The following is a 12,644-nucleotide window of genomic DNA, read 5'->3' as shown; positions in this document are numbered from 1 at the left end:
TATCTGAAATTTTTATCCTTTCAAAAGAGACCTGTTTCTTTTTTGCCTGTCAAATCCGTTCTAGCTGGTATTTGAAAAATCAAACTAAGCTGCAAGATGAATGATTTTCTTGTATTGACGTTGTTGTTGACAACAAGTAGCGGATAAATGAAATCCATTCCATTATCATAGATGATAGGCTGGTAGGAAATTTTCAAATAACATACAGGGAATAGATGTGTGAAGTTCCGGTAGTAGAAAGGGAGAAAGATGAACATTTTAGTTGCAGATGACGAGGAAATGATTAGAGAAGGAATTGCAGCATTTCTGACAGAAGAGGGTTATCACGTCATTATGGCTAAGGATGGACAAGAGGCCTTGGAAAAATTTCAGGATCTCCCTATCCATCTCATGGTACTGGATTTAATGATGCCTAGGAAGAGTGGTTTTGAAGTGTTAAAAGAAATCAATCAAGAGCACGATATTCCTGTCATCGTCTTGAGTGCTCTAGGAGATGAAACTACTCAGTCACAGGTATTTGATCTCTATGCTGATGATCATGTGACAAAGCCTTTTTCTTTGGTACTGCTTGCCAAGCGTATTAAAGCGCTTATCAGACGTTACTACGTCATAGAGGATCTTTGGCAATATCAGGATGCAACAGTGGATTTTACCTCTTACAAAGCACATTATAAAAATGAAGAAATTGATCTCAAACCAAAGGAATTATTGGTACTAAAGTGTTTGATTCAACATAAAAATCAAGTTTTAAGTAGAGAGCAGATATTGGAAGAAATTTCAAAAGATGTAGCTGATTTACCTTGTGATAGGGTCGTTGATGTCTATATTCGTACTCTTCGCAAAAAATTAGCTTTAGATTGCATTGTGACTGTGAAAAATGTTGGGTATAAGATTAGCTTATGATAAAAAATCCTAAATTATTAACCAAGTCTTTTTTAAGAAGTTTTGCAATTCTAGGTGGTGTTGGTCTAGTCATTCATATAGCTATTTATTTGACCTTTCCTTTTTATTATATTCAATTGGAGGGGGAAAAGTTTAATGAGAGTGCAAGAGTGTTTACGGAGTATTTAAAGACTAAGACAGCTGATGAAATTCCAAGCTTACTCCAGTCTTATTCAAAGTCCTTGACCATATCTGCTCACCTTAAAAGAGATATCTTAGATAAGCGGCTCCCTCTTGTGCATGACTTAGATATTAAAGATGGAGAGCTATCAAATTATATCGTGATGTTAGATATGCCCGTTAGTACAGCAGATGGTAAACAGGTAACGGTGCAGTTTGTGCAGGGAGTGGATATCTACAAAGAAGCAAAGAATATTTTGCTTTTGTATCTCCCATATACATTTTTGGTTACAATTGCTTTTTCCTTTGTTTTTTCTTATTTTTATACGAAACGCTTGCTCAATCCTCTTTTTTACATTTCAGAAGTGACTAGTAAGATGCAAGATTTGGATGACAATATTCGTTTTGATGAAAGCAGAAAAGATGAAGTTGGTGAAGTTGGAAAACAGATTAATGGTGTGTATGAGCACTTGTTGAAGGTTATTCATGAGTTGGAAAATCGTAATGAGCAAATTGTAAAATTGCAAAATCAAAAGGTCTCCTTTGTCCGTGGAGCATCACATGAATTAAAGACACCTCTAGCTACTCTCAGGATTATCTTAGAAAATATGCAATATAATGTGGGGGATTATAAGGATCATCCTAAGTATCTTGAAAAGAGTATTGATAAAATCGATCAGATGAGTTTCTTGCTAGAGGAAGTGTTGGAATCTTCTAAATTTCAAGAATGGACAGAGTGCAGTGAGATTTTAATAGTAAATACCGTTTTGACAGATGTTTTGTCTCGATATCAGGAATTGGCATTTTCTAAAAATCTTGTGATTGATAATCAGTTGACTACTGATACAAAAGTAAGGATGAGCTTGAAGGCTTTGGATAAAGTCTTGACAAATCTTATCAGTAATGCTATCAAGTACTCAGATCAATCTGGCATTGTGACTATTTCTGAGCAAGATGGTTATCTTTCTATTAGGAATACATGTGCTCCGTTGAATCAGGAAGAGTTAGAACATTTATTTGATATTTTTTACCATTCACAAATTGTAACAGACAGAGAAACAGGATCAGGATTGGGTCTTTATATTGTTAAGAATATCTTAGAGAGTCATCGTATGTCCTATAGTTTCTTGCCTTATGAACAAGGGATGGAATTTAAAATCTGCTTGTTACCAGATAGTTAGCTTTAGTAAGACTCTTTTCTTACTTGAGGATAATTTAAGGAAGCATAGTTTGAATGGTAGTGATAGAGTAAATCAAAGAACGGAATCAGTTTTCGTTCTTTTTCTTTTCCAATTCATATTGGGTTAACATAGAGATGTTACAGTAGTGGTAAAGAAAGGGGATTGTGATGATAGCAATAATCATTATCTGTGTATTTTTAATTCGCTTGTTGTTCCTAAAGAAATCAATTGCAAATGAAAAACGGCTTCGTAGGGATGGTGGGCGAGAATTTGGCATTAAAAATACCAAACGTCTTACCTTGGTTCATATTGTTTTTTATCTGGCTTGTTTTATGGAAGCCCTAGTCTATCGACCGTCTTTCAATATGATGAGTGTTGTGGGTTTGGTGCTCCTGATATTTTCTATGTTGATGTTGCTACTTGTTATTCATCTGCTTGGGGATATTTGGACAGTCAAGTTGATGTTAGCACCGAATCATAAGTTTGTGGATCATGTCTTATTTAGGACAGTAAAACATCCCAATTACTTTTTAAATATCCTTCCTGAGTTGATTGGCTTGACCTTGCTGAGTCATGCCTATATGACTTTTGTTTTAGTTTTTCCAGTTTATGCAGTTATTTTGTATCGACGAATAGCTGAAGAGGAAAAGTTATTACATGAAGTTATAATCCCAAATGGAAGCATAAAGAGATAAATACAAGATTCAATTCATATACAGTTCATATTGAAATGATATAGTAGTGTTAAGAAAAATATTGGAGGAAATAATTATGTTTGCATCAAAAAGTGAGAGAAAAGTACGTTATTCAATTCGTAAATTTAGTATTGGAGTAGCTAGTGTAGTAGTTGCTAGTCTGTTCTTAGGAGGAGTAGTCCATGCAGAAGTGGTTGGTGGTGGAAATAACCCCATGGTTACATCTAGTGGGCAAGATAAGCTGAAGGAATATAGACAGCAGTTGATAAAAGAGTTGGAAGATACGGATTTATCTAGTGATAGAAAAGCTGACTATAGAAAACAAATTGAAACAGAGACAAATACTCAAAAGTTGGTGGAAATAGAGAATAATTTTCATAATGAAAGTCGGATAGATCATGATCAAGCTGTTGACCAAGCTAGCACTAGTTTGTCTATGTATATGACTAGCCTTCTAAATGAATTAGATACTTCTGCTCCCGGATTTGGAGATATTCTCCAGCAAGCTCAGGGAATTGTACGAGAGTACCAGGAGAAAATTGGTGGAGCTTCTGATAGAGAAAAAATAGAGAAACTGCAGCAAGAGGGGCAAACGAAGCTAGATAAATTGGTAGAGGACTTTAAGAATAGTTTATCAAATCAACAAAGTGAACCATCAGGAAATTCTAATTCTTCTAATGGTAGAGGTGATACGACTAAGCCTGCGAATCAAGGATTAGATTCTGATTCACCTTCTGGAAAAGAACATAATAATCCAACTCCACCAAAAGTAGAAAATCAAGGAGGAAATATAGTTTCTACTGAAAAAACTACGGAGACAAATCTTAAAGAAGCTAAAGAAACAGCTAAAACAACTTTGGATAATTATATGCTTACTCGTTTAAAACGGGAAAATGGAGGAGCTTTTTGGTTTGGAGAACTTTTAAAAGAATCCAAAGAATCTGTAGAGAAGTATAAAAAGATGTTTGATGAGGCTTCGAGTAAAGAAAGAGTGGAGACCTTGGTGAAAGAAGCTGAACAGGAGATAGAAGCTCTAGTCGTTAAACATAAGGGACGAGAAATCGGCTTAGAGCGAAATAAGGCAAAGGAAGCTGTCACTAAACATCTAACAGGTTTATTGGATGACATCAAGAAAAATTTAGAAAAAGAGCAACATATCAATACTGTAGAGCTAATTAAAAATCTAAAAGATATTGAAAAAACGTATTTGCATAAATTAGATGAATCAACCCAAAAAGCCCAACTAAAGAAACTGGTGGCAGAGAGTCAATCAAAACTAGATGAAGCTTTGTCTAACTTTAAAAAAGGCTTATCTTCTTCGTCAAATTCAGGATCTTCCACTAAACCAGAAACTCCAGAAAAACCAGAGCAACCTACTCCAAGCAAACCTGCGGAAAAAGAGCAGAACCCATCGGGATCCACTGCAGGAAGTCACTCCGGTTCCACCAGCTCTTCAGGAAGTTCTAGTGCTTCCACTAAACCAGAAACTCCAGAAAAACCAGAGCGACCTGCTCCAAGCAAACCTGCGGAAAAAGAGCAGAACCCATCAGGATCCACTGCAGGAAGTCACTCCGGTTCCACTAGCTCTTCAGGAAGTTCTAGTGCTTCCACTAAACCAAAATCTCCAGAAAAACCAGGGGAACCTGCTCCAAGCAAACCTGCGGAAAAGGAGCAGAATCCATCAGATTCAACCACAGGAAGTCACTCCGGTTCCACCAGCTCTTCAGGAAGTTCTAGTGCTTCCACTAAACCAAAATCTCCAGAAAAACCAGAGCGACCTGCTCCAAGCAAACCTGCGGAAAAAGAGCAGAACCCATCAGGTTCAACCACAGGAAGTCACTCCGGTTCCACCAGCTCTTCAGGAAGTTCTAGTGCTTCCACTAAACCAAAATCTCCAGAAAAACCAGAGGAACCTACTCCAAGTAAACCATCAGGAAACGAGATAAATTCTTCATCTCCTACAGGATCTAACAGTCTTTCTCCTACTCTCTCATCTCAACCGACATCTACTGTTCAAAAGGTATTTACAACTCAAAATGGAAATACCAAGATTACTGTTATGTTTGAAACTGCTACAGAAGCAGACTCTGTCAATCTTAAAGAGGTAACAACAAAAGAAATGCTTGATAATGTTATCCGTCAAACAGGGCAAGGAACAGTGCGCATATTTGATATTTCCCTTTCAAAAGATGGAAAAGAAACCCATGTCAATGGAGAGAGAGTAGTTCGTCTTGCAATTGGTAATATTGATTCTGAGATTCAAGTTTACCATGTGAAAGAAAATGGAGAATTGGAGTTACTCCCATCAACAGTTGAAAATGGGCAAGTCGTTTTCAAAACGAGTCATTTCAGCTTGTTTGCGATTAAAATGCTTCCTAAAAAACAAATGGTTGCCGAGCCAGAGGCAAATAGGGAAGGAAAAACTCAATCTGATGATAAGGAAATGGTTCTTCTTGCTGATAAAGCAAATCAAATGAGTGAAAATCATTCAAATTCAGATAAAAAAGATAAGCAAGCGCTCCCATCAACTGGAACAATGTCAACGTTGCTTATGGAATTCTTAGGTCTTATATCTCTAGTAGGTGTTTATCTATTAAAAGGAAAAAAGACGGAGAATGACTAATTTCATATAGACATTACTTGCCTGTATAAATCAAAGAAACCCGTAAACTTTAAGATAGTTACGGGTTTTTGTCTATTAAGCCTTATCCAACTGCAAGAGTGCTTCAATCTCTGCTAGGGTGCTAGCTTGTGAAATAGCTCCACGGAGTTTGGCTGCGCCAGATGTTCCACGGAGGTAGTGAGGAGCGAGGCCACGGAATTCACGAACTGCGACGTTTTCCCCTTTGAGGTTAATCAAGCGTTTCAAATGTTCATAGGCGATTTTCATCTTATCTTCAAAGGTCAAATCAGGTAGGATTTCTCCTGTTTCAAAGTAATGGTTGATTTGGTTGAAGAGGTAAGGATTTCCCATGGCTGCGCGGCCAATCATAACTGCGTCAGCACCGACTTCTTCGATGCGTTGCTTGGCTTCTTGGACCGTACGGATGTCACCGTTTGCGATGAAAGGAATCTTGGTCAGAGCTTGAGCTACGTCGTGTAAGGTCTCAAGGTCTGCATGACCTGTATACATTTGTTCGCGGGTACGGCCATGCATGGCGAGGGCAGAAACACCTGCTGCTTCAGCAGCGAGGGCATTTTCTACTGCAAGAGATGGGTCGGCCCAGCCGGTACGCATTTTAACAGTAAGTGGAATATCAAGGACAGATTGGACCTTGTTGATAATAGAGTAGATCTTGTCTGGATCCTTGAGCCACATAGCCCCAGCTTCGTTCTTCACGATTTTATTAACTGGGCAGCCCATGTTGATATCCACGATATCGGTTTTGGTGTTTTCTTGGATGAATTCTGCTGCGCGTGCTAGGCTGTCTTCATCACTACCAAATAGTTGGATAGAGACAGGATTTTCTCCTTCGTCGATATGAAGCATGTGCAGAGTTTTTTCGTTGTTGTATTGGATTCCTTTGTCAGAGACCATTTCCATGACAACGAGTCCAGCTCCGAGCTCTTTTGCGATAGTACGAAAGGCTGAGTTGGTGACACCTGCCATGGGTGCTAAAACGGTACGATTGGGAATCTCAACATTGCCAATCATAAAAGGTGTATTAAGATTTGTCACGAATGAGTTCCTCCAGGTCGTTTTCATCAAAGTTGTAAGTCGTTTGGCAGAATTGACAAGTGATTTCTGCCCCGTGGTCTTCCTCTTTCATTTCCTGTAAGTCTGAGCTTGGAAGACTAGCAAGAGCGTTCATAAAGCGCTCATGGCTACAGTCACATTGGAAACGGATTTCTTCTTCAGAAAGACGCTTGTAGGCCTCGTCACCGTAGATTGCCTTGAGGAGGGCTTCGATATGGTCTTCACTTTCGAGAAGGGTCGAGATAGCTGGCATTTCTTGGATGCGTTTTTCAAAGCGAGCAATCTCTTCTTCCTTGGCTCCTGGTAACACTTGAACTAGGAAACCACCTGCAACCTTGACCTTGTCTTCTTCGTCCAAAAGGACATTGAGGCCGACTGCAGAAGGGGTTTGTTGGCTTTCAGTCAGGTAAAAGGCCAGGTCTTCACCAATCTCTCCAGAGATGAGTGGGGTCAAGGAAGTATAAGGATTTCCAATGCCGTAGTCTGTGATAACGAGAAATTGACCATTTCCAACAAAAGGTCCGACTAGAACTTCACCAGTTGCGGTCTTTTTAATGTCAACACCAGGATTTTGAACGTAACCTTTGACATTCCCCTTGGTATCAGCGACGGTGATGATAGCACCTAGAGAGCTAGATCCCAGCACCTTAACTGTTAGTTTGGTATTTCCTTTTTCATTGGCTGCGAGAATCTGGCTAGCGATAAGAGTTCGACCAAGCGCTACAGTTGAGCTGGCTTGGGTTTGATGTTTTTCTTGAGCAGTGCGGACGGTTTCTGTGCTATCAAGGACAAAAGCACGAAAGGCTCCGCTTTCTGATATAGTTTTAATAATTTTATCCATAGCTACTATTTTAGCATAAAAATGCCCAAAGGGGGAGCCGTGTGTTTGCTGATTTTTAGGATAATGGACCAGGAAATCAGCATGAAAATAAAAAGAGAAACAGATTATTTCAGCATTTGTAAGATTTATGCTATGCTTAAGGTAGAAAATGAAAGGGGTAACAAATGTATTTAGGAGACTTGATGGAAAAGGCTGAATCTGGCCAATTTTCAATCCTTTCCTTTCTCTTACAAGAGTCTCAGACGACCGTCAAGGCTGTAATGGAGGAAACAGGATTTTCAAAAGCAACCCTAACCAAATATGTCACCCTACTCAATGATAAGGCTTTGGACAGTGGCTTAGAGCTGACTATTCATTTAGAAGATGAAAATCTGCGTCTATCAATCGGTGCAGCTACCAAGGGGAGAGATATTCGGAGCTTGTTTTTGGAGAATGCTGTTAAATACCAGATTTTGGTTTATCTTCTCTACCACCAACAGTTTTTAGCCCATCAGCTGGTTCAAGAATTGATGATTAGTGAGGCAACGCTTGGTCGTCACTTGGCTAGTCTAAATCAGATTTTGTCAGAATTTGACTTATCTATCCAAAATGGACGGTGGCGAGGTCCAGAGCATCAGATTCGTTATTTCTATTTCTGTCTTTTCCGCAAGGTCTGGTCCAGTCAGGAATGGGAAGGCCACATGCAGAAACCAGAGAGAAAACAGGAGATTGCCAGTTTAGAAGAAATCTGTGGTGCAAGTTTGTCTTCAGGGCAGAAATTGGACTTGGTTCTCTGGGCTCATATCAGTCAACAACGTCTTCGGGTTAATGCCTGTCAGTTCCAAGTGATAGAAGAAAAAATGCGAGGGTATTTTGACAATATTTTCTACCTTCGTTTGCTGAGAAAGGCTCCGTCCTTTTTTGCTGGGCAACACCTTCCTCTAGGAACTGAGGATGGGGAGATGATGATATTCTTCTCTTTCCTCCTATCTCATCGTATTCTTCCTCTTCATACTATGGAGTATATCCTTGGTTTTGGAGGGCAGTTGGCAGATTTGCTAACGCAATTGATTCAAGAAATGAAGAAGGAGGAGTTGCTGGGCGATTATACAGAGGATCATGTTACCTATGAACTCAGCCAGCTTTGTGCTCAAGTCTATCTCTATAAGGGCTATATTTTACAGGATCGCTACAAGTACCAGTTAGAGAATCGTCATCCATATTTACTGATGGAACATGATTTTAGGGGAACGGCAGAGGAGATTTTTCATGCCTTGCCCGCCTTTCAGCAGGGGACGGATTTGGATAAGAAAATTCTCTGGGAATGGCTCCAGTTGATAGAATATATGGCTGAAAATGGTGGTCAGCATATGCGTATTGGTCTGGATTTGACATCTGGTTTTCTTGTCTTTTCAAGGATGGCAGCCATTTTGAAACGGTATTTGGAATACAATCGCTTTATTACCATTGAAGCCTATGATTGTACTCGGCATTATGATTTGCTGGTTACCAATAACCCTATTTATAAGAAGGAGCAGACACCAGTTTATTATTTAAAAAACGACTTGGATATGGAAGATTTGGCAGGGATTCGTCAGTTATTATTCACTTAAAAGGCTTGGTTGTTCCAGGTCCTTTTTTTGTGAAATTCACACAATCTCCTCACATTTTTTTAAAAATTAAAAAAAGTTGATGAACAAGAAAGCGCTTTATTTTGTATACTAGTTAGTGTAAAGAGGAAACATCCTCAAGATCTTTATCAGGAGGACAGCACATGTCACAAGAAAAATTCATTATGGCCATTGACCAGGGAACTACAAGTTCTCGTGCCATTATTTTCAACAAAAAAGGAGAAAAAGTTAGCTCGAGTCAAAAAGAGTTCACTCAGATTTTCCCTCAGGCAGGTTGGGTTGAGCACAATGCCAATGAAATTTGGAATTCCGTCCAGTCTGTTATTGCGGGAGCTTTCATCGAAAGTGGTGTCAAGCCAAATCAAATCGAGGCAATCGGGATTACCAACCAACGTGAAACAACGGTTGTCTGGGATAAGAAAACAGGGCTCCCTATCTACAACGCTATCGTTTGGCAATCACGTCAGACAGCTCCTCTGGCTGAGCAACTAAAAAGCCAAGGTTATGTGGAAAAATTCCATGAAAAGACTGGTTTGATCATCGATGCTTACTTCTCTGCTACCAAGGTTCGTTGGATTTTGGACCATGTAGAAGGCGCTCAAGAGCGAGCAGAAAAAGGAGAATTGCTCTTTGGTACCATCGATACTTGGTTGGTTTGGAAATTGACAGACGGTGCGGCTCACGTGACCGACTACTCAAATGCAGCTCGTACCATGCTTTATAACATTAAAGAACTCAAATGGGATGATGAGATTTTGGAAATTCTCAACATTCCGAAGGCTATGCTGCCAGAAGTTCGTTCTAACTCTGAAATTTACGGTAAGACAGCGCCATTCCATTTCTATGGTGGACAAGTGCCAATCTCAGGTATGGCTGGGGACCAACAAGCAGCCCTCTTTGGACAGTTGGCCTTTGAACCTGGTATGGTCAAGAATACTTATGGAACAGGCTCTTTCATCATCATGAATACTGGTGAAGAAATGCAGTTGTCTGAAAATAACCTCTTGACAACCATTGGTTATGGTATTAACGGCAAGGTTTACTATGCCTTGGAAGGTTCTATCTTCATCGCAGGAAGTGCTATTCAGTGGCTTCGTGACGGTCTTCGAATGGTTGAAAATTCACCAGAATCTGAAAAATACGCTCGTGATTCTCACAACAACGATGAAGTTTATGTTGTTCCAGCCTTTACAGGTCTAGGTGCTCCATACTGGAACCAAAATGCTCGCGGTTCTGTCTTTGGTTTGACTCGTGGAACAAGTAAAGAAGACTTTATTAAGGCAACTTTGCAATCTATCGCTTATCAAGTGCGTGACATCATCGACACCATGCAAGTGGATGCGCAGACAGCTATCCAAGTCTTGAAAGTAGACGGTGGTGCAGCTATGAACAATTTCCTCATGCAGTTCCAAGCTGATATTTTGGGAATCGATATCGCACGCGCCAAAAACTTGGAAACAACAGCTTTGGGGGCAGCTTTCCTAGCAGGTTTGTCAGTAGGCTACTGGAAGGATTTGGATGAGTTGAAACTCTTGAACGAGACAGGAGAACTCTTTGAGCCATCTATGAACGAATCGCGCAAGGAACAACTCTACAAGGGCTGGAAGAAGGCCGTAAAAGCAACCCAAGTCTTTGCGGAAGTAGACGACTAATACTGGCAGAATAAAGCGACTCAGTTAGAAAGTGTGTAAATATGGAATTTTCAAAGAAAACACGTGAATTGTCAATTAAAAAAATGCAGGAACGTACCCTGGACCTCTTGATTATCGGTGGAGGAATCACTGGTGCTGGTGTAGCCTTGCAGGCGGCAGCTAGCGGTCTTGAGACTGGATTGATTGAAATGCAAGACTTTGCAGAAGGAACATCTAGCCGTTCAACAAAATTAGTTCACGGAGGTCTTCGTTACCTTAAGCAATTTGATGTAGAAGTGGTATCAGATACGGTTTCAGAACGTGCAGTAGTTCAACAAATCGCTCCACACATTCCGAAACCAGATCCAATGCTCTTGCCAGTTTACGACGAAGATGGAGCTACTTTTAGCCTTTTCCGTCTTAAAGTAGCTATGGACTTGTATGACCTTTTGGCAGGAGTTAACAACACCCCAGCTGCTAACAAGGTCTTGAGCAAGGAAGAAGTCTTGGAACGCCAGCCAAACTTGAAGAAAGAAGGTTTGGTAGGAGGTGGGGTTTACCTTGACTTCCGTAACAATGATGCGCGTCTCGTGATTGAAAATATCAAACGTGCCAACCAAGACGGTGCCCTCATTGCTAACCACGTGAAGGCAGAAGGCTTCCTCTTTGACGAAAGTGGCAAGATTACAGGTGTTGTAGCTCGTGATCTCTTGACAGATCAAGTCTTTGAAATCAAGGCCCGTCTGGTTATCAATACAACAGGTCCTTGGAGTGATAAGGTACGCAATTTGTCTAATAAGGGAACGCAATTCTCACAAATGCGTCCAACTAAGGGAGTTCACTTGGTAGTGGACTCAAGTAAGATCAAGGTTTCACAGCCAGTTTACTTTGACACAGGTTTGGGTGATGGCCGTATGGTCTTTGTTCTCCCACGTGAAAATAAGACCTACTTTGGTACAACGGATACAGACTACACAGGGGATTTGGAACATCCAAAAGTGACGCAGGAAGATGTAGATCACCTACTTGGTATTGTCAACAACCGCTTCCCAGAAGCAAACATTACCATTGATGATATCGAAAGTAGCTGGGCAGGCCTTCGTCCATTGATCGCAGGCAATAGCGCTTCTGACTACAATGGAGGAAATAACGGAACCATCAGTGATGAAAGCTTTAACAACTTGATTGCGACTGTTGAATCTTATCTCTCTAAAGAAAAAACGCGTGAAGATGTTGAGTCTGCTGTTAGCAAGCTTGAAAGCAGCACATCGGAGAAGCATTTGGATCCATCTGCAGTTTCTCGTGGTTCTAGCTTGGACCGTGATGATAATGGTCTCTTGACTCTTGCTGGTGGTAAAATAACAGACTACCGTAAGATGGCTGAAGGGGCTATGGAGCGCGTGGTTGACATCCTCAAAGCAGAATTTGACCGTAGCTTTAAACTCATCAACTCTAAGACATACCCTGTTTCAGGTGGGGAATTGAACCCAGCAAATGTGGACTCAGAAATCGAAGCCTTTGCGCAACTTGGAGTGTCACGTGGTTTGGATAGCAAGGAAGCTCATTACCTAGCAAATCTTTACGGTTCAAATGTACCGAAGGTCTTTGCCCTTGCTCACAGCTTGGAACAAGCACCAGGACTCAGCTTGGCAGATACCTTGTCCCTTCACTATGCAATGCGCAATGAGTTGGCTCTTAGCCCGGTTGACTTCCTCCTTCGCCGTACCAACCACATGCTCTTTATGCGTGATAGTTTGGATAGCATCGTTGAGCCAGTTTTGGATGAAATGGGACGATTCTATGACTGGACAGAAGAGGAAAAAGCAGCTTACCGTGCAGATGTCGAAGCAGCTCTCGCTAACAACGATTTAGCAGAATTAAAAAATTAAGAAAAAATAAAAGAGGTGGAGGGCAGGACTCCTAGTCT

The 12,644-nt window shown here is 40.6% G+C and carries 9 protein-coding genes and 1 pseudogene; 8 read left to right on the top strand and 2 right to left on the bottom strand.

Annotated elements, in window-relative coordinates; genetic code table 11:
- Nucleotides 1-249: 249 nt before the first annotated feature.
- From rr06 to HWX15_RS04505, 5 genes and pseudogenes are all read left to right on the top strand, one after another.
- Nucleotides 250-903, top strand: a complete 654-nt coding sequence (gene rr06, locus HWX15_RS04520; RefSeq protein ID WP_050112022.1) for a two-component system response regulator RR06 — start codon at nt 250-252, stop codon at nt 901-903.
- On the top strand, nt 900-2,243 hold the full coding sequence (locus tag HWX15_RS04515) for a HAMP domain-containing sensor histidine kinase (protein ID WP_175880397.1): 1,344 nt from the start codon (nt 900-902) through the stop codon (nt 2,241-2,243). Before rr06 ends, HWX15_RS04515 begins: the two co-directional genes overlap by 4 nt.
- A 167-nt stretch (nt 2,244-2,410) precedes the next feature.
- The gene (locus HWX15_RS04510) at nt 2,411-2,938 is read left to right on the top strand and encodes an isoprenylcysteine carboxyl methyltransferase family protein (RefSeq protein ID WP_050112024.1); all 528 of its coding nucleotides are present in this window, start codon (nt 2,411-2,413) and stop codon (nt 2,936-2,938) included.
- Nucleotides 2,939-3,014: 76 nt separating this feature from the next.
- Nucleotides 3,015-3,122, top strand: a pseudogene (locus tag HWX15_RS10305) (YSIRK-type signal peptide-containing protein); the annotation flags it as partial.
- A 30-nt stretch (nt 3,123-3,152) separates the two neighbouring features.
- Nucleotides 3,153-5,561 (top strand): RICH domain-containing protein, encoded by a 2,409-nt coding sequence (locus HWX15_RS04505; RefSeq protein WP_420012140.1) that lies wholly within the window; start codon nt 3,153-3,155, stop codon nt 5,559-5,561.
- A gap of 75 nt (nt 5,562-5,636) precedes the next feature.
- Here the strand turns inward: HWX15_RS04505 and dusB are convergent, their stop codons facing one another.
- Together dusB and hslO are read right to left on the bottom strand one after the other, a co-directional pair.
- A complete protein-coding gene (gene dusB, locus HWX15_RS04500) occupies nt 5,637-6,617 on the bottom strand; it encodes a tRNA dihydrouridine synthase DusB (RefSeq protein ID WP_033678731.1) in 981 nt (326 codons plus the stop codon).
- Nucleotides 6,604-7,476, bottom strand: a complete 873-nt coding sequence (hslO, locus tag HWX15_RS04495; protein WP_050087534.1) for an Hsp33 family molecular chaperone HslO — start codon at nt 7,474-7,476, stop codon at nt 6,604-6,606. The genes dusB and hslO overlap by 14 nt, the downstream gene beginning before the upstream one ends.
- A gap of 164 nt (nt 7,477-7,640) precedes the next feature.
- Between hslO and HWX15_RS04490 the strand changes: the two genes are divergently transcribed.
- The 3 genes from HWX15_RS04490 (at nt 7,641) to glpO (ending at nt 12,606) form a co-directional block, all read left to right on the top strand.
- Complete coding sequence (locus tag HWX15_RS04490; protein WP_175880396.1) at nt 7,641-9,068, top strand: AcpB/EbpR/MafR family transcriptional regulator; 1,428 nt, start codon at nt 7,641-7,643, stop codon at nt 9,066-9,068.
- Nucleotides 9,069-9,229: 161 nt separating this feature from the next.
- Entirely contained in the window at nt 9,230-10,738 is a 1,509-nt protein-coding gene (gene glpK / locus HWX15_RS04485; protein ID WP_175880395.1) for a glycerol kinase GlpK, read from the top strand.
- Between the two features lie 41 nt (nt 10,739-10,779).
- Nucleotides 10,780-12,606, top strand: a complete 1,827-nt coding sequence (gene glpO, locus HWX15_RS04480; RefSeq protein ID WP_175880394.1) for a type 1 glycerol-3-phosphate oxidase — start codon at nt 10,780-10,782, stop codon at nt 12,604-12,606.
- Nucleotides 12,607-12,644: the final 38 nt, after the last annotated feature.

The organism is Streptococcus thalassemiae, assembly GCF_903645285.1.
Lineage (GTDB): Bacteria > Bacillota > Bacilli > Lactobacillales > Streptococcaceae > Streptococcus > Streptococcus thalassemiae.
Note: the sequence above shows the minus strand (reverse complement) of the source record. Positions and strands in the feature narration are given on the sequence as shown.

Coding starts and splice junctions, on each gene's coding strand:
- rr06 (WP_050112022.1), top strand. CDS start 250: ATGAACATTTTAGTTGCAGATGACGAGGAAATGATTAGAGAAGGAATT.
- HWX15_RS04515 (WP_175880397.1), top strand. CDS start 900: ATGATAAAAAATCCTAAATTATTAACCAAGTCTTTTTTAAGAAGTTTT.
- HWX15_RS04510 (WP_050112024.1), top strand. CDS start 2,411: ATGATAGCAATAATCATTATCTGTGTATTTTTAATTCGCTTGTTGTTC.
- HWX15_RS04505 (WP_420012140.1), top strand. CDS start 3,153: ATGGTTACATCTAGTGGGCAAGATAAGCTGAAGGAATATAGACAGCAG.
- hslO (WP_050087534.1), bottom strand. CDS start 7,476: ATGGATAAAATTATTAAAACTATATCAGAAAGCGGAGCCTTTCGTGCT.
- HWX15_RS04490 (WP_175880396.1), top strand. CDS start 7,641: ATGTATTTAGGAGACTTGATGGAAAAGGCTGAATCTGGCCAATTTTCA.
- glpK (WP_175880395.1), top strand. CDS start 9,230: ATGTCACAAGAAAAATTCATTATGGCCATTGACCAGGGAACTACAAGT.
- glpO (WP_175880394.1), top strand. CDS start 10,780: ATGGAATTTTCAAAGAAAACACGTGAATTGTCAATTAAAAAAATGCAG.